Source organism: Neobacillus sp. Fa239 (assembly GCF_055395235.1).
Genome location: NZ_AP041611.1, coordinates 1,547,752 through 1,572,782 on the forward strand (window position 1 = coordinate 1,547,752; position 25,031 = coordinate 1,572,782).

Annotated in this window: 21 protein-coding genes; 9 read left to right on the forward strand and 12 right to left on the reverse strand. The window is 36.4% G+C overall.

Going from position 1 to position 25,031, the window contains the following annotated elements:
- Positions 1 to 84: 84 nt before the first annotated feature.
- From sat to ACZ5XR_RS07390, 4 genes are all read right to left on the reverse strand, one after another.
- On the reverse strand, positions 85 to 1,224 hold the full coding sequence (sat, locus tag ACZ5XR_RS07375) for a sulfate adenylyltransferase (RefSeq protein ID WP_464501016.1): 1,140 nt from the start codon (positions 1,222 to 1,224) through the stop codon (positions 85 to 87).
- A gap of 2 nt (positions 1,225 to 1,226) precedes the next feature.
- A complete protein-coding gene (gene cysC, locus ACZ5XR_RS07380) occupies positions 1,227 to 1,856 on the reverse strand; it encodes an adenylyl-sulfate kinase (protein WP_464501017.1) in 630 nt (209 codons plus the stop codon).
- Between the two features lie 85 nt (positions 1,857 to 1,941).
- The gene (locus ACZ5XR_RS07385) at positions 1,942 to 2,709 is read right to left on the reverse strand and encodes a sulfite exporter TauE/SafE family protein (protein ID WP_464501018.1); all 768 of its coding nucleotides are present in this window, start codon (positions 2,707 to 2,709) and stop codon (positions 1,942 to 1,944) included.
- Between the two features lie 27 nt (positions 2,710 to 2,736).
- Positions 2,737 to 3,618 carry a glycosyltransferase family 2 protein gene (locus ACZ5XR_RS07390; protein WP_464501019.1) on the reverse strand — a complete coding sequence of 294 codons (882 nt, stop codon included), beginning with the start codon at positions 3,616 to 3,618 and terminating at the stop codon, positions 2,737 to 2,739.
- 716 nt (positions 3,619 to 4,334) lie between these two features.
- Between ACZ5XR_RS07390 and ACZ5XR_RS07395 the strand changes: the two genes are divergently transcribed.
- Together ACZ5XR_RS07395 and ACZ5XR_RS07400 are read left to right on the forward strand one after the other, a co-directional pair.
- Entirely contained in the window at positions 4,335 to 5,069 is a 735-nt protein-coding gene (locus tag ACZ5XR_RS07395) for a glycosyltransferase (RefSeq protein WP_464501020.1), read from the forward strand.
- Positions 5,070 to 5,197: 128 nt separating this feature from the next.
- Entirely contained in the window at positions 5,198 to 6,985 is a 1,788-nt protein-coding gene (locus ACZ5XR_RS07400) for a glycosyltransferase (RefSeq protein WP_464501021.1), read from the forward strand.
- Positions 6,986 to 7,084: 99 nt separating this feature from the next.
- Here ACZ5XR_RS07400 and ACZ5XR_RS07405 read toward each other — a convergent pair whose 3' ends face one another.
- From ACZ5XR_RS07405 to ACZ5XR_RS07420, 4 genes are all read right to left on the reverse strand, one after another.
- Complete coding sequence (locus tag ACZ5XR_RS07405; protein ID WP_464501022.1) at positions 7,085 to 7,798, reverse strand: DUF1796 family putative cysteine peptidase; 714 nt, start codon at positions 7,796 to 7,798, stop codon at positions 7,085 to 7,087.
- A complete protein-coding gene (locus ACZ5XR_RS07410; RefSeq protein WP_464501023.1) occupies positions 7,782 to 9,767 on the reverse strand; it encodes a glycosyltransferase in 1,986 nt (661 codons plus the stop codon). Before ACZ5XR_RS07410 ends, ACZ5XR_RS07405 begins: the two co-directional genes overlap by 17 nt.
- A gap of 108 nt (positions 9,768 to 9,875) precedes the next feature.
- A complete protein-coding gene (locus ACZ5XR_RS07415) occupies positions 9,876 to 10,715 on the reverse strand; it encodes an SDR family oxidoreductase (RefSeq protein WP_464501024.1) in 840 nt (279 codons plus the stop codon).
- Positions 10,716 to 11,702, reverse strand: a complete 987-nt coding sequence (locus ACZ5XR_RS07420) for a polysaccharide biosynthesis protein (protein ID WP_464501025.1) — start codon at positions 11,700 to 11,702, stop codon at positions 10,716 to 10,718.
- A 383-nt stretch (positions 11,703 to 12,085) separates the two neighbouring features.
- Between ACZ5XR_RS07420 and ACZ5XR_RS07425 the strand changes: the two genes are divergently transcribed.
- Positions 12,086 to 12,466: an SET domain-containing protein gene (locus ACZ5XR_RS07425; RefSeq protein WP_464501026.1), complete on the forward strand. Its 381-nt coding sequence runs from the start codon at positions 12,086 to 12,088 to the stop codon at positions 12,464 to 12,466.
- A gap of 59 nt (positions 12,467 to 12,525) precedes the next feature.
- On the opposite strand, the gene wecB is transcribed toward ACZ5XR_RS07425, so the two are convergent.
- On the reverse strand, positions 12,526 to 13,614 hold the full coding sequence (wecB, locus tag ACZ5XR_RS07430) for a non-hydrolyzing UDP-N-acetylglucosamine 2-epimerase (RefSeq protein ID WP_464501027.1): 1,089 nt from the start codon (positions 13,612 to 13,614) through the stop codon (positions 12,526 to 12,528).
- 560 nt (positions 13,615 to 14,174) lie between these two features.
- A complete protein-coding gene (gene mreBH, locus ACZ5XR_RS07435) occupies positions 14,175 to 15,182 on the reverse strand; it encodes a rod-share determining protein MreBH (protein ID WP_464501028.1) in 1,008 nt (335 codons plus the stop codon).
- A gap of 282 nt (positions 15,183 to 15,464) precedes the next feature.
- Between mreBH and miaA the strand changes: the two genes are divergently transcribed.
- The 6 genes from miaA (at position 15,465) to ACZ5XR_RS07465 (ending at position 21,919) form a co-directional block, all read left to right on the forward strand.
- Positions 15,465 to 16,421 carry a tRNA (adenosine(37)-N6)-dimethylallyltransferase MiaA gene (miaA, locus tag ACZ5XR_RS07440; RefSeq protein ID WP_464502254.1) on the forward strand — a complete coding sequence of 319 codons (957 nt, stop codon included), beginning with the start codon at positions 15,465 to 15,467 and terminating at the stop codon, positions 16,419 to 16,421.
- Between the two features lie 26 nt (positions 16,422 to 16,447).
- Positions 16,448 to 16,678, forward strand: coding sequence for an RNA chaperone Hfq (gene hfq, locus ACZ5XR_RS07445; protein WP_034672853.1), 231 nt, complete (start codon positions 16,448 to 16,450; stop codon positions 16,676 to 16,678).
- A 213-nt stretch (positions 16,679 to 16,891) separates the two neighbouring features.
- Positions 16,892 to 17,842 carry a stage V sporulation protein K gene (spoVK, locus tag ACZ5XR_RS07450; protein WP_464501029.1) on the forward strand — a complete coding sequence of 317 codons (951 nt, stop codon included), beginning with the start codon at positions 16,892 to 16,894 and terminating at the stop codon, positions 17,840 to 17,842.
- Between the two features lie 178 nt (positions 17,843 to 18,020).
- Entirely contained in the window at positions 18,021 to 19,406 is a 1,386-nt protein-coding gene (locus ACZ5XR_RS07455) for a glycosyltransferase (protein ID WP_464501030.1), read from the forward strand.
- A gap of 669 nt (positions 19,407 to 20,075) precedes the next feature.
- Positions 20,076 to 21,509, forward strand: a complete 1,434-nt coding sequence (gene ltrA, locus ACZ5XR_RS07460) for a group II intron reverse transcriptase/maturase (RefSeq protein ID WP_464497272.1) — start codon at positions 20,076 to 20,078, stop codon at positions 21,507 to 21,509.
- Between the two features lie 182 nt (positions 21,510 to 21,691).
- A complete protein-coding gene (locus tag ACZ5XR_RS07465; RefSeq protein WP_464501031.1) occupies positions 21,692 to 21,919 on the forward strand; it encodes a hypothetical protein in 228 nt (75 codons plus the stop codon).
- A gap of 82 nt (positions 21,920 to 22,001) precedes the next feature.
- Here the strand turns inward: ACZ5XR_RS07465 and ACZ5XR_RS07470 are convergent, their stop codons facing one another.
- The gene (locus ACZ5XR_RS07470; protein WP_464501032.1) at positions 22,002 to 23,378 is read right to left on the reverse strand and encodes an arsenic transporter; all 1,377 of its coding nucleotides are present in this window, start codon (positions 23,376 to 23,378) and stop codon (positions 22,002 to 22,004) included.
- 165 nt (positions 23,379 to 23,543) lie between these two features.
- On the reverse strand, positions 23,544 to 24,845 hold the full coding sequence (locus ACZ5XR_RS07475) for an ArsB/NhaD family transporter (protein WP_464501033.1): 1,302 nt from the start codon (positions 24,843 to 24,845) through the stop codon (positions 23,544 to 23,546).
- Positions 24,846 to 25,031 lie beyond the last annotated feature (186 nt).

A 25,031-nucleotide genomic window follows, 5' to 3' on the forward strand; every position in this document is an offset into this window, starting at 1 on the left:
GACTGTAGGGCTACAATATTGGAAATATATCAGAGTTAAGGTTATTTCATAACCAATATCCGCATTTAGATGGAATTGTTCATTTTATGGTTCCATTAACCCATCCATTAAAATTTTTATTACCTCTGGACGACTAAACTCTGGGGGAGGTGAAATGCCATTGCGTAACATTTCTCTAACCTTTGTTCCTGATAAAAGAAGGTGATATTCCTTTGTGTGTGGGCATGTTTTGTTTGAGGTCATGTTTCCACATTTTGTACAATAAAAACTGTGCTCAAAAGGGAGGATTGTTATCCCAATATCTTCAAAGCTAAATTGTGAAAAAATCTTCTGCGCATCATACGTTCCATAGTAGTTTCCAACTCCAGCATGATCCCTGCCAATGATAAAATGAGTACAACCATAATTTTTTCGAACCAGTGCATGGAAAATGGCTTCTCTTGGTCCTGCATACCGCATGGCTGCTGGAAACACTGCTAAATATACTCTATCTTTTGGATAATAATTACTTAATAATACTTCATAGCTTTTCATTCTTATCGTGGCTGGGATATCATCAGATTTTGTTTCACCGACTAAAGGGTTTAAAAATAAACCGTCCACTATTTCTAGCGCTGTTTTTTGAATATATTCATGTGCTCTATGGACTGGATTCCTTGTTTGGAAGCCCACTACCGTGTTCCAACCCCTAAGATTAAATTCGTTTCTCGTTTGTATAGGAGTTTGATAGTATTGACTAAAGTCTTCATTCTTCGGAGGAACTTTTATTAAATGAATTGGACCAGCTAAATATACGTTTGGGCGTCTAAATAGGCTTTTGACTCCTGGGTGTTGAAGATCTGTTGTTTGAAAAACTTTTTTTGCTTCTTCCATTTTATTTGGGGCATATATTTCTTCTAACTCTAATACACCGTAAACAATGTTTTTGTGGGATAATTTAATTTCATCCCCAATTTTTAATTGATTTGCTACTATTTCTGTGACAGGTAATGTAATAGGAATACTCCAAACCAAGTTGTTTTTTAATCGCATTCGTGATAGTACAGATTCATAGTCTTCTTTACTTAGAAAACCTGTTAAGGGGCTAAATGCTCCATTTGCAATTAATTCTAAGTCTGATAAGGCCATTGTATCAATTTCAATTTCAGAGATAATTTTAGAAATATCATAATCTTTATTGATTCGATTGATTAGTTCTCCGCCATGAGGAATACTTTTAGCCAAAATTATTCCCCCTTACCTATAGAAACCCGGTTAATATCATTGAAAAGATAATTTATAATTTTAGTTGTGCACTCTTCTATAGAAAGGACGCTGGTATCAAGGATTATCTCAGGATTTTGTGGCTCTTCATATGGATCATCGATACCTGTAAAATTTAGGAGCTCCCGATTTCGAACTTTCTTATAAAGACCTTTTGGATCACGCTTTTCACATTCTTCAATCGGACATTTCACATAAATTTCTATAAATTCTTGTTTGCTGAATATTGATCTGGCATTCGCTCGATCAGTTGCGTAAGGAGATATTAAGGCAGCCAGAACAACAATACCTGCATCAACAAAAAGCCTGCCTATTTCAGCTGTTCTTCTTATATTCTCTTTTCTATCTTCTTTTGTAAAAGATAGGTTCTTATTTATACCTTGCCGCAGATTATCTCCATCCAACAAATAAACACTTATCCCTTTATTATATAGATCGAGCTGAAGTGCATTGGCTATTGTAGATTTACCTGACCCTGAAAGACCAGTAAACCAAATCATCAAACTTTTATGTCCGTGTAAATTTTGGCGATCTTCTTTTTTTACGATCGATTCCTGCCAAATTACATGGTTGTCGGAATCCGTTTTATCCAATTTTCTGTTCTCCTTTCATGTTATTTTAATCCATTTTTATTGGCCATTAAATAATGCCCGTTACTTTCAAAATATTTTTGTTCATCTAAACAATAAGCTTTATACCACTAATAATGACGACTATTGCGACCAATATACGAATAGGTTTTGCAGGAACTTTTGCTGATAAAATGCTTCCTGCAAAGACTCCAGGTATAGATCCAATTAAAAGATTTCCCACTAGCTTGTAGTCTACACTCCCAGTATATGCATGCAGCAATCCTGCGACTGTAACTAATAAAAATGCATGAGCAATATCTGTACCAACTAATTCGGCCCCCGCTAAACGGTAAAGATAAATCATCGCAAGTGCAAAAAGGGAACCAGACCCAATTGAAGTAAGTCCAACAATAAAACCAAAGACAATACCGATAAGGATCGTTAATCCACGTTTTTCTTCAATTGATTTTTTTTGCCAACGGTTCGGACCTATTCTATTTTCAAAAAAGGTTTTTATTAAGATTGCTATAGCTACTATTATAAGGACGTATCCGAGAGAATGCTTAATAATTTGATCTTGATTATGAAATGTAGATTCGAATAATTGGAGAAGTCCCATTGCCATTGCCGCACTTGGTACGCTTCCTAATGCAAGGTATATTACCAGTTTGTTATTAATAGATCTTTGTTTCCAGTGTTGAATCGTTCCAAACAGTTTAGTAATGGAGTTATAGACAAAATCTGTTCCTATTGCGATAGAAGGGTTAATCCCAAACATCATAAGAATAGGAGTTAAAAGGGCAGCCCCGCCCACACCTGTTAAACCAACTAAAAAACCAACAGATAATCCCATTAATGTTATAGAAATGCTCATTTCTCATCCCCTTTGATCAAACTAAAATTAGAAATCAATGTTAAAAGTTTTCATAAACCAGTTATCATCATACTTCCTTCGTTTAAAATATAAATCTCGTTGTTCTAGTACATTTGTTTTAAAAACCTCCTCTTCAATTATAGATGGGTTACTATATTTAATTAACTGCCTGCATTTATCTATTCGTTCCTCAGAAAAATGGCTATATGCCAGTCTCATCATATTAAAATAATAATCTTCCCAATTGATCTTGTAGGGGTGTGAAGTTCGAAACACATGAAGAATTTTTACTGCTGGTTGAACGAAACAAGTATATCCAAACAACCACATTTTAATTGAAAGCTCAATATCCTCATATCCCCATACTCTTAATTCGTTATCAAAACCACCGATATCAGTAAATACTTTCTTGGATATGGCAAAACATCCACCTGGAAGAATCGAAGTTGGAAATGGAGCTGTTTTATTTAAATGCCATTGAACTTCTAATGATTGATTTAAGAATTGTCCAAATCCAGCATTCATAGGATTAGCTACATCGGCTATTCCAGGAGTGGTACCATCTGCCATTCCTTTTTGTAGGGGATCGAGTAGGCCTTCTAACCAATGGTCTTCAAAAAAAACATGAGCATCACAAAAAATCAGGTAGGATCCCCTTGCATATTGTGCTCCAATATTTCTTGCTCTTGCTGCACCAATTCCATGACTATTTATTAGTTTTATTGGTCTTGTCCCAGGAGATGATAAAAAATTACAGCAATCATCCGTTGATCCATCGTCTACTACAATGATTTCAAAACGATAATCCGTTTTAACTTGAAAAGCGGAATCAATGGTATTTTTGACATGATTACCTTCATTTTTAACCGGAATAATGATTGAGACTATTGGGTCATCAACATTTATCATTTGATCACTTCTTTCAAATTTAATAAGAGATAGACTTTAATTTAGGGGAAAATGGATGCTTTTGATTTATGTAAAAACTAAACCAAAGGAAATTCCTTTGGTTTAGCAGTAGGTAGAAGCATAAATCAATTAGCATCTTATAAGAGTTACGAGCACATCAGTTGGAGTTAACATCACAATATCGATGATATTAAAACCATTTGATACGAGACAGCTTATAAAGCTAGTGGCTGCAGGGGTTGGCGCTGGAGTTGGGGTCGGAAGTGGCCCGGGTGTGATTGGTGGTAAAGTACATGGATAAATACTTCCGGCTACAAACACAGAGTTTACAGCATCGTTAGTTGGGTTAAATCGTAAATTAACTGTGTCACCGACACATTTATGACCGTCAGGGTTTGTTCCTTTACCTTTACCTTTACCTTTTCCTTTTCCGAATATAATGAATCCTCTCCTTTCATTAAGTATGAAAAAGTATACATTATATCTTATTTACAAATTTCAAAGATGTACAGGCTATAGTATATCAACAAATACTTTTTACAGTTTTTACCACTTTTCATCATTATTTTACAAACGAAAATACGATATCATAGAGAATCCTCCTAGCTTTAGGCAGTCTAAAATATATAACAGTACCATAGGATGTTAAACAAGGGGTATAATTAATTTTTGTTTTTTAACCCTAGTAAACTATTAAAAGAAGGTGGCAATGCTTTATGAAAAGAGAGGATTATCCCTTGGTATCCGTTATCATGCCTTTTTATAATTGTTCCTATGTAAATCAAGCAATCGAAAGCGTATTAAATCAGACATATCCTCATTTGGAAATAATCATAGTTAATGACGGATCAACGATGTACGTTGATCTAATAAAACCATATCTTCATTCACCGAAAATCAAATATATTAAAAAAGAGAACGGCGGAACTGCAAGTGCCTTGAACGAAGGAATTCGGCATGCAACAGGCGAATATTTTGCTTGGTTAAGTTCTGATGATTTATTTGAAAGTAGAAAATTAGACGAACAAATAGTGTTTATGACCCAAACAAATGCAACGGTCAGCTATACAAATTTCCATATCATCAATGAATCCAATCACATTATTTATGATAACGCAGGGGTTCATTTTGATAATGATGACGTCTTTCTAAAAAATTTATCAAATGGCTGTCATATTAATGGCTGTACCGTCATGGTGAAATTGGATATTTTAAGGAATATTGGCCTCTTTGATGAATCCTTGAGTTATGCACAGGACTACGATATGTGGTCGAGAATCGCACAACATTATGTTTTTCACTATTTAGATAAACCACTTGTTAAATATAGATACCATCAGTCGATGAATTCTGTCGTCCATTACAATGAGCAGATGCTAGAGTCAGAGATAGTTAAAAATAAATATTATCACCTGCTAATTCAATCAATAGGAAGACACAGAAAAAAATGAATTAGGCTTAATCAAACAGAAAAATAAATAGCTGAATATCTGGAATTTGTAGCGATAATCACTTTTTTACATATATTGAAATGAGTGATTTGTTCATCAAAGAGCTCAGTTGTGTGGAGGGATTTAGTATGATCCGTAATGATTTTCTTACTTTTCATGGAAATAATATAATAGCTACACAAAAACAATTGTTTTCCAACATTAAAAATACATTCACCATTGAATTTTGGGCAAAACCAGAAGCTCTAGATCATATACACAAAGAGTCAAATATGGGTGTTACCCAAGTGGTTAACCAACGTTTTGCCATTACACCAGTTTTGGGTGTATACGACAACGGGAATCATACTAGAGCAGGTCTTGGAGTATCTGTTGGAACGAATGGAATTTCAATATTTGAACATACTACAAATCATTTACCTGCGACATTAGTTTATGAAGCCGATTTACATGATTGGACTCACATTGCTGTTGTCTATAATAATAAAGCTCCTTTGTTGTATATTAATGGAAATTTTGCTAAATCTGGGAAAGCGAGTATTAAAGAAAGTGTCGTTCCATCGGGAATTTTTGGAGGAATCTATCCTTACGGTTTTTATATAGGCAGTCTTCAAGAAATACGGATTTGGAGTACAGTAAGGACACAAGAAGAAATCCAGGAGAATATGAAAAAGGAATTATTTGGCGATGAAACAGGACTTGTAGGTTATTGGAAATTAAATGAAGGAGACGGGTATGATGCTTTTGATTCAACCAGCAATAAAAATAATGGCAAAATTAATTATGGGGCCACATGGAACAAGTTAAAGAGTACAACTAAATTGAGTAGCAAAATGAATATCTTATTTACTTATTATCTTCCAAGTGGAGGGGTCGAAACACTGAATAGACAAAGGTTTTATGCATTAAGTAAAAAGAATGTAAACTGTGATTTTTTATACACCCAAAAGGGGATAGGGCTCCAAAATAAAACTGATGCTTCTATTTTTGTAACCAATGAAGATCATGAAATAAAAAGTATTATAGAAAAAGGACAATACGATGCCATTGTTGTATGCACGGATCTTACACTGCTACAAAAAGTAAAGAAATTTGGGTATCAGGGGATCCTAATTTATAACAATGAAGGTTTAGGTGTCAACAAAGAATTTGCTGATTATTACTTAAAACAACCCTCCAATTCATTCATTATCTCCAATTATTGTGATGCAATCATATATCCGAAAACCCAACATCTAATCCAAGCCTTTAAAAGTAATTTTCCATTAAAAAAACAGTTTCATTTTAATAATTGTTTTAATACTGATGAGTTTCACTATGAGGTACACCCAAAAAAGGATTTTCCAATTATCGGTTGGGTAGGAAGGTTAGAAGAGAATAAAAATTGGAAGGATTTCCTTTTGATCGGAGCTGACTTAATTAAAGAAAACCCAGCCATTCGACTCTGGATGTTCGAAGATAATACATTAGGTGTAGAGTCTGAAAGAATAGCATTTGAACAGAAAATTGACGAGTTAAACTTAAAAGACAACCTCATCATTTATGCAAATCAGCCGCATAGCAAAATGGCGGATTACTTTTCAATCATTGGGGATTCAGGAGGTTTCTTATGTTCGACCTCCAAAGTTGAATCATTTGGTTACGCAGTGCTGGAGGCACTCGTGTGCAAGTGTCCGGTATTGTCAACAGATTCAGATGGTGTTCGTAATTTTATAAAACATAATGAAACAGGGAAATTCTATACATTTGGAAATATCAATGAAGCAATAATGGAAGCAAAAGAATTAATGTCAAACACTGTGCTGCGCGAAGCACTTAGGGAAAATGGTGTGAAGCACATTGCGGTCAATTTCTCCCCCGAAAAATATGCAGAGGATTTTATAAACATGATTCAAGTTTTAAAAAATGAACCCTAGTAATATACGAATAAAGCCGACAGAAGACTGTCGGCTTTTGGGCGTTAATGTGCTGTTATGAGGATTTTCATCAATATATTATTTATATTAAAATTAAATTTAGTTTAATTTTATCCCATTTAAGATATAATCCCATGCAGTTTCGTCCCCATACCAAGCATCTTGATGATGTGGGCACTCAATCGAGCATACTCCATCAATATCCCAATTTTTTTCAATTACATTTTGCAGTCCAACTACTAGATTCACAATGAGTATGTTAAAACTTCTATCCGTGATTTGAGATAAAACAGACTTTAAGTTTAACGCGTCTTCATAACTTGCTCCAGTTCTTACAAATAATATAGAATTGCTGGTTTTTATCTTTTCAATAAATGTGTTAATCCTTTTAGTTAGTTTTTCTTTATAAGCTGGATATGATATTGACCAGTCAGCGTTTGGAACAATAGGGAAATCATGGACTGACGTAATATTATATTTGGTGTCCCTCACTTCATATGTGTGAGATTTTTGAGGTTCAGAATTATCATTGAGAAGGTTGTAATGATTCCCTTTAATCAAATGCATATTTTCGAGTTCCATCAGATCATTTAGCTCATTACTTATTAATTTATTTACATCCGGGAGTGATGGTGATAGAACCCAGTCAAAGGGACCAGAAAAAATTCTTAAATGGTGTCGTTTCAAATGGTAAGTAGGTAAACATGAGGATCCTAAACTTACAACCAAATCGAATGGCTTTTTAATTTCTTGTAAATCTATACTTATCGCCTCCTTTAATAATCCATACTTCGATTTACCAATTTGTATCATTCTCATAGCCTAATTCAATTAACAAATTACCTGCTACTTTTTTAAAACTAGTCTTTAATTCTTCATCAAATTCTTTCCGCCAATCCCCAATTTTACCGTTACGAAATGTCCATGAATCGTTTTTATTTATTTTTGTACTCATATCTCTAATCATTTTCTGTAATACATCCGTAGGTAGTTTATTAAATAAATAATTTACTACTTTTTCACATGCATGATATCGAGATTCCTCTGAACACATAATTTCTTCATAACGAATGGCAAGGACATTTGGAGAGTTTGTCCACTCTAAAAATATCGTGGTAGCATCATAAATATTAGGGAAATTCCCAGTTGATAACTTTACCCCGTTAATGAGTGTTAAATATTGTTCTTTTCTAGATAACCCTTTATTTTTAACATATTGATATAAAAGGTTATTTGGTGAAACAGAACCCATTTTCTCCATAAAGTAAGCATGAGAAACGACAACATCTCTAGGATCTCTATAAATAAAAATCTGTTTCATCCCAAGATTTTTTTGCATGTTTTCCCACTCAGGTGAGTAATAAATATGGCCAACAATAAATTCGTTTTCTATTAATTCACTTAACATATTAAAATGTTGAGGGAGTTGTGAATTTATACCCTCGTAAAGATGTTTTGATTCTGATCTAAATAGACTTGGTATCCCTGAGAGTAATTGAATAACAAGATTTGTCCCGCTCTTCGGTATTGAATTGAGAATAAATGGAGGAATACTCTCTGTTATGGAAGACGTATTTCGGTTAACCATTAAATTCTTTAAGAAATGAGTATTATATAATTCATTATAGTTCCAAATTGATTGGTTCGTTCTAACAGAAACATTTAAACTTCTACCTTCATAATAGGTTGAAATACCCTCGGCTTTATCTGTTTTTCTAATTGTTTTAAGTTTTTTAACTAAATTTGAAAAAGCGTATAGTCCCTTTTCATTAAATCCATTAGAATAAATTAAAGCATAAGAGGTATTTAGAGATTGAACGACATCTAAAATGCTTAGATCTAAGCTGGTTGTCTCGACTACCTTTATTCTGGGATCATTTATTTGGAGTTCTTTTAATTTATTTTTCATTTGCATGGTTTCATCTAAAATAATTAACCAAAAACCATAATATAATTGATCTAGAAGAATTTCTAAGTCACTTATCTTTTGATCATTAAGTGAATTTACCATAAAAAGAACAGTTGTTTCGTAAGACAAATTTCTTCTTTTAAGAGTCATATTTTTGGCTAAATTAAACCGATCTCTCCACCACCTATGTTTAATTTGGTCACTATGAACATCTTTGGATATACTATAGGGAGAGGACATTCTGTAATCCATAAGTTCTTCTGGTATATATATAAAATTACAAATTTCGGTTAGACGGAGCCAATACTCATAGTCCTCTATTGGTTCAAAGTCATATCCACTAATTTGTTGTGCAAAATTTTTTTTATACATAAATGATACACCTATAAAACAAACATCTAATAAATCTTCTAAAGTTTTATTTTGTTGAAATTCTCGAAATTGTATTAGTTCGAATTCATTCTGTAATGGATTTCCATTAGAATCCAAATGTCGAAAACTGCTATATACTAGTCCAACCTCTGGTGAAGAATTTATAAGTTTATCTCGTAGTTTATCAATAAAATTGTCATAATATAAATTGTCACTAGATACCCAAGTTAAGAATTTAATTTCATTATTATTAAATAAAAAATCAAACCCCGTGTTTAAAGCTTTAGCAACTCCTTGATTTATTTCTTTATCAATGACTTTCACCCGTAAATCATTTTTGATTAATTCATAAACTGTTTCTCTGGTCTGGTCATTTGCCCCATCAATTACAATAACGAACTGAAAGTTTTTATAATTTTGTTGGAGGATTGAGTTGATTGCCGCTTTTAACAATCCAGGGTCTTGGTTGTATATGGGCATAACAATTCCTACATCATTCATAAAAAACATCCTTTCATAAGTATTTTTCGCAGGCAGTTTGTAAAAAACGGCTTGAATATTACTCTTCCGTCCATTTCTCAACTAACTTCGCTGTCTTATTGTATAAATCTAAGAAATTTGTTCATAATTTTGTATCCAATTTTTTAATTCCGTAAGCATTTCTCGATAAGTAGGAACGCTATAAATAAAATCAGTCCTTGTAGTAATGATTGTTCGGTCTTGTATAATACAAGTATCTGGAATGATTTCAACATCCGCTTTCCCGAAAACTTCCTGAATGGTTTTTAACAGCAAATACTTTGAAATTTTTTGATCTGAACCTAGGTGGTATAGTCCGGTAATTTCATGCAAAATCATCTTTTCAATGGCTTTTGCCAATTCCAGTGTGGTTACACCATTCCACCAAACATTTGTATAGCCCTTTATTTTCCCATTTTGTTTCATAAACCAAAGAAACAATCCGATTCCGTCCTCTTTAAGCTCTGGTCCAATAATAGATGTACGAATGGTTAAATGTTCATCACTGATAATTTCTCCTAATTGCTTTGATTGAGCATAGATGGAAGTTCCATCTGGAATATCATTCTCTGTGTAATCTCCTTTTGTTCCAGAAAAAACACAGTCTGTACTAATGTGTATCAATTTTCCTCGAATGCGTTCGGAAAATTTGGCTAATTGATGAGGTAATAAACTATTTACTTGAAAGGCAAGTTCCTTATTGTTCGTTGCATGATCGTTTAATATTCCAATACAGTTAATAGTAATATCCGGCTTTATAGTTTCTAGAATTTCCTCTAGCTCCGTTGAATTCGTTACATCTAAATAAATACCGTTTTTATCATTTTGATCCCTTGAGGTATAGTAGACTTGATACTCTGCTTTTTGTTGGAAATAAGCAGTAATGACATGGCCCGCCATTCCTTTACCTCCAAGTATCAGTAACTTCATTTAGATAAATCCTCCTCTATCTAAGAGTCTTTTTAATTCATCTTTATTCATTAAACCTTCGCCGGAACTATAGTTTCGGAAATTTACAGATTTATATTTTGCATAATGTTCTTTTAAATCTTTAATAGGTAAGTTCGGTAGAATAACAAAATACTCATTATCATAGGATATGGTGTTTTTCGATTCGTACTCTGAAATAAGCACCTCATGAATTTTTTCTCCAGGTCTAATGCCAAGTATTTCAATCCCTATGTTTTCTTTTTCAGAAGCCTCGATTAAAACATCAGCAAGATCAGTAATCTTACATCTTGGCATTTTCATGACAAATATTTCTCCGCCAATGCTTTCAAATGATGCTTTAAATATTAGGTTAATAGCCTCTTCAAGTGTCAAAAAGAAACGAGTCATATTTAGATCAGTAATACCAACCATACCCTTTTCTGCTATCTGTTTATTGAATACATGAATCACACTTCCATTTGTACCTAAAACATTCCCGCCGCGTATACAAACGAATCTTGTATTCGTATTTAAGGTATTTGCATGAGTAATTAGGCGTTCCCCCATTGATTTGGTCATTCCATAGAAATTTATAGGGTTTGATGCCTTGTCGGTTGAAATATAAACAACCTTTCGAACATTATGGTCTATGGCGAGATTTATCACATTCTGTGTTCCAAGTACGTTTGTTTTTAAGGCTTCAATTGGCTGATCCTCACATACGGGAACATGTTTTAATGCTGCCAGGTGAAAAATATAATTTACACCTTTACATGCCAGGTTTAAGGAGTCTTTATCCTTAATGTCTCCAATGAGAAAATGTAATTTTGGATTATGATTAAATTTTTGTTTCATCAAAAATTGGACGGATTCATTTCTTGAAAAAATACGTATTTCTTTTGGATTGAATTTTAACAGCTGCCTAACTAATTCTTGGCCCCATGAGCCTGTACCACCTGTTACCAAAATTATTTGATTTTCAAACAATTTTAGACCTCCTAGTTATATTTTGATTCATTCCTCTGAAACTTTTGTATTGTATTTCGCTCCATAAGCAACTAACAACTCTAGTTTATGGAAAAAATATCCAATTGCTTATGTGTATACCTATTAATAATTTTTTTTTGTCCAACCCATTTTTCAACAGAGTAAAATCATTTCTGGATTTTCTTCGTATACTATTTGTAAAATGTTTGACCTGTATATTTAATCCTCGAATACTATCAGATGGTATATAAAGGAGGTTTTTTGAATTTTAAGAGATTACTTACAGAATGGATCAATATGTAGATTAATAACGTGGACAGCAAATTTGAGGGGGGCTCCCTTGAAAAATAACATTCGGTAAAATAATAAGAAAGGAGCCTATTATGGGACCAATTTGTATGAAAGATACCGGGAAATATGGTAGAGGGATATTCGCTGCACGAGATATTAAAAATGGTGAACTCATTGAAGAATCCCCTGTTTTTGTTTCACCTAACGGAGAACGTGGGTACTTGAAGAAGACCGTTGTATTTGAATATTGTTTTAACTGGGGGGAACAATTCGATCAAACCGCTATTGCTCTAGGATACGGTTCATTATTTAATCACTCTTATACTCCAAATGCGATGTTTCTAAATAACCTTGATAAATTGTCCATTTCCTTTTATGCGGTACGTGACATTAGGGAGGGAGAAGAAATTACCGTTAATTATAACGGCGATCCTAGAGATCAGTCTCCTATGTGGTTTGAAGTGATTGAGTAAGAGATTCAAAGTCATTTTTAAGAAAGGCCTTTTCAGCAAGAAAAGGCTTTTCAATATTATTAAAGATGATGGAGTCCACCCAAAACCATGTTGACTACTTTGTCTGAAACATTTGGATCATCATATCCCTCTGGCAATCTCCATGATCGATTCGAGCGAATCATCAAGTTCACACTATCCAAAATTTTATTGCAATGAACACCAGAAATAACATTACTCCCGCACATAACCGTCTCTGGTCTTTCATTACTATCCCTTATTGTTACGGTAGGGACCCCGAGTATGCAGCTTTCCTCTTGAACAGTTCCACTATCTGTTATTACACAGTTTGCATGTTTTTGAAGGCTGACAAAATCAAAAAAACCAAATGGTTCATAAAATTTAATCAACGGATGTTGAGGGTTAATATTAAATTTTTTCATACGATCGCGCGTTCGGGGGTGTACACTACATATAATAGGGATTTGGTGTTGTTTGGCAATAAGTTGAAGTGCATCCACTATATGACGAAGTCGTGATTCATTGTCTACATTTTCTGCACGATGGGTTGTTACCAAAATATATCCATTTTCTGTAATATTCAACTTTTGAAGGACGTCACTTTTGTCAATTTTTTCTTTATATTGTTGCAGTACCTCATATATAGGGTTTCCGGACACCCAAATTCGGTGACTAGGAATACCTTCACGAATCAGATTTTCTCTACTAAGCAGGGTATATGGCAAATTAAAAGATGAAATTGAATCGATTATTTTTCTATTAAGTTCTTCAGGAACATTTGGATCAAAACAACGATTTCCTGCCTCCATATGGTAGACGGGTATCCCCATTCGTTCACCCAGTATTGCACAAAGACCGCTGTTCGTATCTCCAAGCAGAAGAATCTTATCTGGTTTTTCAATAGTAATAATATTTTCGACTTCTGAAAACATATGGCCAACTTGCTGACCGAATGTATGGGACTTTAAATGAATTTTGTAGTTTGGTTGTCTAATGCCAAGCTCCGCAAAAAAAACATCGCTTAGAGAATTGTCATAGTTTTGGCCGGTATGAACAAGAACGTGTTCTGTTAGAGCGTCCAATTTTTTAATAATTAAGCTTAACCGAATGATTTCTGGGCGTGTTCCAAGGATTGTCATTATTTTCAAGAGTTTTTAAGCTCCCTTCACTTATTTTTGAATGATTCTATACTTAATAAACAAAACATGACAAAAAAACTAACAAGATATAGTATCAATTTATGCAAAGGAAAATGAAATAATCTTTTTTTCTATGATGTACATGTGTATAGGTATGCAAATAAGTGAAGTAATTTACATATTCCCCAATATATTCACTTTTTTTCATTGGGGAACCTTTTTGTCTTGGTATGCTAATGACGTTGGACACAATGTTATGGGGGAGAGAAAATTCCAGGAATTTTATTGGATTAAAAGAGACAAGAGGAAATGATTATCTTTCATTACCAGAAGATGTAAAACTAATAAATTCATTAGAAAAGCAATATTATTTGCTGAGTAATCGGGGGGCTCTAGTTCAATAAGGATTTGGTATTCCAAATAAAGAAAACTCGCCAATTTACTTTGACGAGTTTTCTTTATTATTTACAAAACAGATGTCAAAATTACTGTCATTGAGGGACTAATTTTATTATTAGCATCTCAGACTAGAACCATTTAAATATAGCCCCAGCAGTGTTTTTTAAATCTTATTTCGCAACCGATGGAAGCTTATGAATAAAATTCAACGCTTTTCCTGTCCCAATGACCACCGATTCAAGCGGATTAGGTGCTAGTGACACTGGCACAGAAATTTCCTTGCTCAGCCATTCTATCATGCCCTTCATTAACGAGCCGCCGCCAGTTAAGATCACACCTCGGTCGACAATATCACCGCTAAGTTCAGCAGGGCAGTTTTCAAGTGTGGCCCGAATCGCTTCTAATATTTGGGAAAGAGCCTCTTTGATCGCATTTCTAATTTCATAGGATGATAATGTAATTGTTTTTGGTAAACCAGTTACAAGATCCCGGCCGCGGACTTCCATGGTAAGCTCCTCATGATCAATAAGGGCGTATCCAATTTCTATTTTGATCTTTTCGGCAGACCTTTCACCGATTAAGACGTTATATTCCTTGCGGATATGTTGAATGATATCTTCATCAAGGCGATCTCCGCCAACCTTGATCGAATGACATGCGACCACACCGCCAAATGAGATAATCGCTACCTCGGTATTCCCGCCGCCGATATCCACCACGACATTGGCCACCGGTTCATCAACTGGTAATCCGGCTCCAATGGCAGCTGCAACCGGCTCCTCAATCAATTGAATTTTTTTTGCACCGGCATTCCTGACTGCATCCATGATTGCTCTGCGTTCCACACTGGTAGAACCCGATGGTGTGCAGACAACCACGCTTGGTTTGCGCATGGCAAAACCCATTTTTTTAGAAGCTTTCCCCATAATATACTTCAACATTTCAGTCGTAATATCAAAATCTGCAATGACGCCGTTCTTTAACGGACGAATCGCTACAATTTTCTCGGGAGTTTTCCCGATCATTTCTTTTGCTTCCGTACCAACAGCGACAATCCGTTTTGTTACGGTGTCAATGGCAACAACGGAAGGTTCATTGATTGTAATTCCTTTATTTTTACTATACACAAGTATATTAGCAGTTCCTAAGTCAATTCCAATTTCAGAATGAGATAACATTTGTTTCACCTTTTTCCCTAGTATTATTACAAAAATAAGGTACGATTAAGACTACCACGAAATGGGGGTATAATCCCAAATGTAAACGAATCGTTATCATATTGTAATGTTGCTTGAAATTATTCCCAAATTAGAATAAAATTCATTTCCTATGAATTGCATAGAAATAATTTTTTTTGTGTATACTTATTTGATGTTCAACTGCTTTTCGAATTTGTGGTAGGATGTAAAAGTGAAGGAGAAGTCTTTCACTGAAATTGGAATAAGGGCAGTGTGGAAATTTTGGATTTAAAGCAAAAGTTATTAGTCATTATTGGTCCGACAGCAGTGGGGAAAACAAAGCTCAGCATTGAGCTTGCCAAACGGTTCAATGGGGAAATCATCAGCGGAGACTCGATGCAAATTTATCGAAGCATGGATATCGGGACAGCTAAAATTAAACCGGAAGAAATGGAAGGAATTCCTCATCATTTGCTCGATATCAAAGAACCCAATGAGAGTTTTTCAGTCGCAGAATTCCAACAGCTTGTCCGCTCCCGCATAAGAGAAATTGCAGATAAAGGAAAGCTCCCGATTATTGCAGGCGGAACAGGGCTATATATTCAATCGGTTATTTATGATTACCAATTTTCCGATGCTCCTGCGGATGAAGCCTGCCGAATTGAGCTTGAAGAAAAAGCCAAATTAATCGGAAATGACGCCCTTTATCAAGAATTGGTTCAAATTGATCCGGAGAGTGCATCGCAAATTCATCCGAATAATATCAGGAGAGTGATTCGGGCACTTGAAATTTATCACTGTACAGGCAAAACGATGAGTGAGTATCAACAAACGCAAGAGGCAGACCTTTTATACAATACGGCGCTCATAGGTTTAACAATGGACAGGGAAAAGCTGTACAGCCGGATTAATGACCGGGTGGATATTATGATGGAAGAAGGGCTTCTTAAAGAGGTTTCCCAGTTATATGAACAGGATTTACGTCACTGTCAATCCATCCAAGCCATTGGTTATAAAGAGATTTATGAGTATCTTGATGGTACAATTAGCTTGGAGGAAGCTGTCCAAAATTTAAAGCAAAATTCACGGCGTTATGCCAAAAGGCAGCTTACATGGTTTCGAAACAAGATGGAAGTAATGTGGTTTGATTTTACAGAGGAAAAGAACTTTACGAAAAATTTAACGGAAATTTCACATTATGTTGAAGGAAAGCTCCAAGTAAAATCGAATACATATTAGTAGAGATAAAAGAGGAGGATATACAAATGAAAACAACGATTAATATTCAGGACCAATTCTTAAACCAATGCCGGAAGGACAATACACATGTGACCGTTTTTCTATTAAACGGCTTCCAATTAAGAGGGCAAATTAAAGGTTTTGATAACTTTACGGTTCTGTTTGAATCCGAAGGAAAGCAGCAATTGGTTTATAAGCATGCCATCTCAACATTTGCGCCGCAGCGAAATGTTCAGCTTGATTTGGATGCCCAATAAAACATTTTCATAAATTTGAGCCCCTAATCCGGGCTCTTTTTTATTTTTCAAGAAAAATCCTTTTAATGAAATGCATCAAGGCTGAATACAAATAGAATGAACAAGTATTTCATCCAAATAGGCGCAAATTTAATTTGCGATGGACATACAAAAGTGTCAAAAACCGGAAAGGATTCCTAGCATATACTGTTTGCAGATTGAGAGGTGAAAGCTTTGGACCAACCGATTCGGATGAAAAGCAACGGGCAAATCAGCGTTGTCTTCAATTCACAGAAAAGAAAGACCTTAGCAAAAGAACTGCCAGAGCCACAGGTTGTGCCAAAGGAAATTCCCCCTGAGCATACGGCTTTAAGGGAAATTGAAGAGGAACTCGGGGCATTGGTTGGCATGGAAGAAATGAAACGAATGATAAAAGAAATTTATGCGTGGATTTATGTGAACAAAAAACGCGAAGAAGCCGGGCTGAAGGCTAAAAAGCAAGCCCTCCATATGATGTTTAAAGGAAATCCCGGTACCGGCAAGACCACGGTGGCCAGACTGATTGGAAAGCTGTTTCAGAAAATGAACGTCCTATCAAAGGGGCATTTAATTGAGGCAGAACGGGCGGACCTCGTTGGGGAATATATCGGCCACACGGCCCAAAAGACACGCGATCTCGTAAAAAAAGCGCAAGGAGGGATCTTGTTCGTCGATGAAGCTTACTCTCTTGGAAGAGGCGGAGAAAAGGATTTTGGCAAGGAAGCCATTGATACATTGGTTAAGCATATGGAGGATAAACAGCATGAATTTATTCTAATTCTTGCTGGATACTCAAGGGAAATGGATTATTTTTTAACCTTAAACCCCGGGCTGCATTCCCGGTTTCCGCTTGTCATCGATTTTCCCGATTACAATATTGATCAATTGTTGGAAATTGCAAAACGTATGTTAATAGAAAGAGAATATTCCTTCAGCCACGAAGCCGAAAAGAAAGTAAAAGATCATTTGATTTGGGTGAAGGCTGTGATAAACCCGAATAGTTTCTCGAACGGGCGCTATGTCCGTAACATCATAGAAAAGTCTATCCGTGCCCAAGCGATGCGGCTGTTGATGCTTAATTCTTATGACAAGCATGAATTAATGACACTCAGGAGCAATGATTTAGTGTTTGAGGAGGATTCCTAGCTGAAAAAACGGGGGCGACGTGAAAAGGAATAAATGACATACTTATTGGCACAGGAATTGACCTGTGCCATTTTCTTTAGGAGTGACTAAAAATAGTCACTTTTTTTAATTTGTCCAAGAATTCCAGTAAATTGGGAATATATTGGAGTACAAGCGTATAAAGCGAGGTGTTTATCAATTGTTAGATAGTAGAAGAGAACCTGGTTGGGCAGATCAAAGAGATCGCAACCGTAAAAGCCCGGCTTTAAGAGCAACCGACAGTTATGAGAATTTCAATGAACAAATATCCATGTCTGAACAGGATCCTGTCCATTTGAAAAATGAGACTGTCAACATGGCAAAGGACCAATACGAAATAAAAATCAAAAACAATCATAATAATCCAATAAAAGTGAGTATAATCATGCCTTCCTATAATAAATACCATCAACTATCTCTTTCTCTTTATGGTTTATCAAAACAAACATTTTCCCACACTAATTATGAAGTGATCCTCATTGATGATTGTTCTACTGATCAAACACCAAATCTCATAAAAGAAATAGATGTTCCATTTAAATTTAAATACATCCGTCTAAAAAACAATAAAGGCCGGTCTTACACACGAAATATAGGAATCAAGCATTCTGAAGGAGAAATTTTAATTTTTGTAGATGGAGAAATGTTTTTACCCCCAATGTTTATTGAAAATCACTACAGACATCATGTAGAGAAATTGAATCTAGTCGTGACAGGGGCTATGCATTACCAAGGCCTTTATACTTTTATTTTTCCAGAGTATAATACAGAACAATGGATATTACTGGATAGTTTAGTGGGAAATAATTCACATTATTCAAGAAGGTATGAGGAGTTTAGAAATAGTAATGAGAAAGTTTTTCCATATCAACTCGTTACAAAAGATGATATTGATAATGAAAATTATAAAGCTTTGTCCTTTCCCAATCGTTATTTTCTTAATAGTGGAGTGAAACATTTCGAACATAATTTAAGTGAGTTTAAGGTCCCTTATATTGCATTTTTAAGTGGAAACGTATCAGTAAGAAAGGAACAATTAGATCAGGTTGGTTACTTTGATGAGAGCTTTGTAGGATACGGAGCAGAAGACTGGGAGTTAGGCTATCGATTGTACAAAAATGGAGTACAATTTGCTCTGGATCCAATGACAGTTGCCTACCATCAAGAACATCCTATTTCAACAGAAAAACGTAAAGAACAATGGGGTAACCATTATAGACTAGCAAAAAAACATCCCAATCTTGATATTCTTATTTTAGCTTTGGAATGGAGAGGAATGTCATTCAGTCACATCCATGAAACAGTAGTAGAATTTGAACGATTAGAACAACAATTTCCAGAAGAATATGAAGAATTAAAGAATGCATTTAAAATAATGCTTTTTAAAGTCATTGAACTTCTAAAAGAGGAAAAGCCCGTTACAAAGCTTTACGTATTACCTGACAACTCAGAAGAAGAAATGAACATTCAACAACAGTTTTCAACATTACGCCCGCTTGGATTTCATTATCTTGCTAGTTCCTTTGAACAGTTATATACTCTCTAGTTTGATCGCTGCGGCGGTCTTTTTGTGCGACGGGCAGTCGCATAGAGTGTTAACTCAGTTAACACTCTTCTTTTCATTATCTGAAAGAGACGTCATCTCGGTGAAACGACTTGGAGAGGATAATGAAAATGAATCCCAGATGGTGAAAATCCATACCCGAGGAGACTGACCTAGCTCGGGAAGCTTAATCTAGGGCAACACCGTGAGGTGTTGTCTGAAGGAGATGCGGTAAATCGAGAGAACCGTAAGCGAATAGGTAGACCCTAATGCAATAAGTGTGAAGCACGGCGGCGAGATAAGTTGGCGACTTTTCGAAAAGTAAGGAAGCCCTCTCAAAAAGGCATTTCCTTTAGAAGTCAGAACGAGGAAATGTGACTTATAGCGTGATGGTGCAGGGTATGCTTAGAAGGGAAATGCGATGACCCCGTGAGAACTCCACCCTACCGAACAGGCAGGGTTCTAGTCTATAAGGGTAACCCGAAGTGACGAAGAATGGGTGGAGTAGTCAGACATTCTCATAGTACGGAAGTAACTTGATGACCATAACATCAAGTGAACGGAAGGGGAATGACCTATGGCTCCAAGTCATGAACAAGATGTAATGTTAACAATCATGTTACTGCGGTAAAACCGTTTGAATGTACATCAAGGAAAGGCGTGGAATACGCAATGAATCAAGAGTGGAAATTTAAGCTACACAGTGTTTATGGACAAATATTATTCGACCGAAGACTAACCCAATGCTTTGAACAAGTGAAAGCTAATAAGGGTGCAGGCGGTATCGATGGAGAAACAATAGAAAGTTATGAAGCTAATTTAAATGAAAACATCATGGCACTTTTAGACAGATTAAAGGCAAAGACCTATCAAGCTCAGCCAGTAAGGAGAGTTTACATTCCCAAGAAGAATGGGAAGAAACGACCACTTGGAATACCAACAATTGAAGATCGCATTGTACAACAAAGTGTAGTGAACGTACTTCAGCCCAAATTTGAAGATAATCTATTTCATAGTTGGTCAGTAGGTTACAGACCGAATCGTGGAGTTCAAAGAGCTTTACAAATAATTCTGTGGAATATTGAGCAAGGCTACAATCATATCTACGATTGTGATATAAAAGGATTCTTTGACAATATCCCTCATAAGAAACTAATCGAAGTTCTTAAGAAATATGTTTCGGACCGTACGGTCCTAGGGTTGGTTGAACAATGGCTGAAGGCTGGACACATGGAAGAAGGCAAACTAATCCACTCGGATTATGGAACCCCTCAAGGTGGTGTAATTTCACCACTTTTAGCAAATGTGTATTTAAATGAACTTGACTGGGAATGGGACTTGAACAACATTCGTTTTGTCCGCTATGCGGATGATTTTCTCCTCTTTGCAAAATCGAAAGATAGCATCGAGAGTGCAGCTTCTATAACTAGGGATAAGTTGAAAGAACTTGGACTTGAGATATCTAAAGAAAAGACTAAAATCGTCAACTTTAAGAAGGATGATTTTGATTTTCTAGGTTTCACGTTCCATCACTGGAGAAAAGGTAAGAAAGATAACAAGCTAGAATTTCATGTAACTCCAAAGGAAGAATCCGTCAAAGATTTTCGGTCGAAAATAAAGGACAAGACCCGTAAAACGCTTACGCTGAGTAAGGAAGAGTGGATTGAGCGAGTGAACCCAATTATCAGAGGGAAGGTCAACTATTACCTAACTATAGTTAATGCTATAAAAGATAATATTAGTCGAGGGATTCCAAACCACTGTATTACAAGGTGGGTTCGAAGAACCCTGAAATCTTTAGATGGATACATAAGGAAAAGACTAAGAGTAGCTTTTATTCATAGACATCCTTCCCAAAGAAAAGGGATGAAGATGCAAAGTATTTGGAATAATGCCTTCTTTCTTAACATCAATCTGATTCCAACTTATTGGCTCTATTTAAATAAAGCATATGGATACACAAAGGAACAATACCTAAGTGATATGTCCAGAAAAGTTAAAAGAGACATTCAGAATCGAATCAAACGAGCAAAAGCAAAAGGTGAGGAGTATTTCACACCTCACCGTGTCCAAAAGATGCAAAATGCCTGGAATGCATCCTCTTGATTAAATTGTAACATTTGGTAAGCCGTATGCCTTAATAGGGCACGTACGGTTTGATAAGGGGGAAGCCTTGAGAAAGGTTTCCCTACTTTATTGTTGAACTAAACGAAAAGTTAGTGAAACTTTAGGATCTTTCATTCATATAAATTCAAAAAGGAAAAATTTAGTCTATTAGGAGGGGAAACATGGAGGAGTATGTATCAAAACTTAAAAATCGGATTGTTAAGGCACGAGCACGGGCTGCTGAGCTGTTCCCCGGACGCCGCCTGCGTTTGGAAGTAAAGAACGAAACCATCTTCCTTCTCATCCAGTCCACGGGGGAACAATTGGAGGGTGATATCGAGACGCTGCACAAATTGGACGAAACAGATCCCTCCGACGAAGTGTTCGTTATCGATTTTGATTTCAGTTAAAAAGCCCTTTTACGGGCTTTTTATTTTTAATCTGAATAATTTCGTTCTTCCTCAACTATAGGATGAAGGATAGTGGAACCTGTTATCTTATTAGGACTCCACCGAAGAAAGTAGAAACCCAAGAATATAAAATCATTAATGTGAATAATACGGTAGGGGGTATCACCACAATGGTCGTTTTTATATATTCCGACCAATTAATTTGGACATTTCCACGTCTAACAATGTACATCCACATGAGGGAAGCGAGAGTTCCCATTGGTAGTATTAAAGACCCCATATCGCTGCCGACAATGTTAGCCAGATAGGCAATTTTCAAAGATAGCAGATCTAGGTGCATATGCATCAACGTAATGGTTCCAACCATAAGTGCGGGATGATTATTAAATAGATTGGACATGACGCTAAGAAGGATGCCCATCAACATGCTGGTATGGAGCAGGCTTCCGGAAATCAATGGATCGACAACCTTGACCAGCCAGTTCGTTAAACCAATGTTATTTAAACCATAGATGATGGTATACATACCAAATGCGAAAACGATGATAAACCACGGGGTTTTCTTGATTAAATCGCCAGGATGGATTTTTAAATTCATCCATCTCCATCCCAAAAGAAAGACAGAACCGGCAACAGCTACAATGGAAATCGGAATGCCAAAAAACGCAGCGATGAAAAGTCCGATACGGACAGCAAATACGAATAGCAGGATGAGCAGCATGAATTTGGTACGAGTTTTCTCCGAAGCGAATTTTGGACCAGGTCTAATTCCTGTTTTAAGCGGATGGAAAGAAGGGTCGGTTATGCCAGTAATATTGGTGGGTACATGTTTTGGCAGGATGCTGCGAAAACGAAGAAACAGAAGAAAAGCCAAGATGAGTAATCCAAGCGTTGCCGGAACAAACATCATCGCGGTATGCATCCACAAAGTCATGTGAACGATTTTTAAAGCAATTAAATTGACGATATTACTTACACCAATTGGAGCGCTGGAAGCAGTCGCAATTAAGCCTCCAGAGAGCAAATAAGCCACTTTTTGCTGGTTTTTTAAACCCATGTTGTTTACCAACATGACTAATATAGGGGTTGTGATTAAAATACCTCCATCATTATTGAAAAGGAGTGTCATGAGAAAACATAGCAGATTGATGTACCAAAATAATCTGACACCGGATCCCTTTGCTTTTTCTGCGAGCTTCTCTGCCGCCAAGCGGAAGAAGCCAAAGCTTTCTAAAACAATCGCCATGACGATTGTTGCCAAAATCGTAATGGCGGCACCACCGACGGTCTTTAAAATGACACCTAAATCGGAAAACGAAACACTGCCGATGCTGATGACAATTAGCGCGCCAATCGCAGCAGGTATCGCTTCATTAATGCCTCGTGGTCGCCATAAGATAAATATAAGTGTACCCAAAAAAGTTAATATGGTGATCCATACCATTGAGTCGTGAAACATTATTTTTTCCTCCTTTCTAATTACAAAAGTCCTGGCACTTAACCTGTCAGGTCTTTTTTTATGTATCTAATTGATAGCGCTTGCTATCAATTAGAGTATTTTCCGGAGATTTCATCCTAACAACTTAACACCAATCATCCCTCTATGTGGTGGCAATAAAGTTGTTTAGCCGTAAATCAGGCGAATCCAACCGTAACATAAGATGATGGTTGCTACTACGGTCGGTGGAACGACCAGGGCTGTTAAACGGAGATACTGACCCCAACTAATGAACACCTTATACTGCTTCAAGACAAACATCCATATCAAAGTCGCAAGGAGCCCAATCGGTGTAAGCAATGAACCGATGTCGCTTCCAATGATATTACCTAGGTACGCCACATGGAGTGCCATCGGACTCAGATGCATGGATGTTAGGTTTAACGTACCAATCATCAAAGCAGGGTGATTATTAAACAGGTCGGACATGACGCTAACCGCAACTGCCGTGGCTGCGATAGAGCTAAACCACCCTCCAGCAATATACGGTTGAAGTACATGCACAAGCCATGCGTTTAATCCAACATTTGCGATCCCGGCTCCGACAACATACATACCAAAGGCAAAAAAGAGTACATGCCACGGAGTTTTTCGTAAGATATCCACTGGTGATGTGCCCATCTTCACCCATCGCCAGATGAGGAGTATGGCAGCTCCAACAACCGCAGTAATCGATGGAGACACTCCAAAGTCGGCACCGACAAACAGCGCCACACGAACGGCTAAGACATATAGGAAGATATTCGTCATGAACCTTTTTTGTTTTTTCGAAGGAGTTTCTAATTGTAAATCCGAAGCAGCCAGGTCAATAACCAGTTTCTTACGAAATACTAGATAATTTAATACTGCTAGGACGCCAACACCTATCATAGATGGGACGAAAATCATAGCAGAGTAGGTTGCGAGGCTCATTCCGATGATTTTTATAGAGATTAGATTGACTATATTGCTGACGCCAAGAGGGGCACTCGCAGCGGTATCGACGAGCGCGGCGCTCAACAGATACGGGATTTGCTGATGGGGTTTAAGTCCCAACTTTCTGAGCAGAATGATTAGGATTGGTGTTGCAATAATGATAGCACCATCATTGTTAAACACCAGGGTCATAAGCAAACTCATTAAATTGATGTACCAAAAAAGGCGAACACCCGAATTCTTTGAGAGTCTTGCTAAAAAATCAGCTACATATTGGAATACACCGAAGCTTTCGAGAACAAGCGCCATCGCGATAGTTGCCATGATCGTCACCGCCGCGCCACCAACATCTGAACTAATCACTTGTAAATCTCCCAACGAAACCGATCCAGCGATGACCATCAACGCTGCTCCGACGAGCGCGGGAATGGATACGTTAAGTCCCTTGGGTCTCCACATAATCAATATGATCGTCGCTACAAACGAAAAGATCGTTAGTGCTATTGTAAACAAATTTATGTTTTCTCCTTTCTAACTTGTTGTATTGTACAAGAGGTACAGGGGTACCAGAAATTATAATGACCGAGGGAATAAATCATGATTTCTGGGTTGTCCCTTGACTTGTACTAACAAAATATTCCGGCCACGCCAAAAAGAATGGACAATCGAACTAGTATTTGAAAATGTACTTTTGTCTAC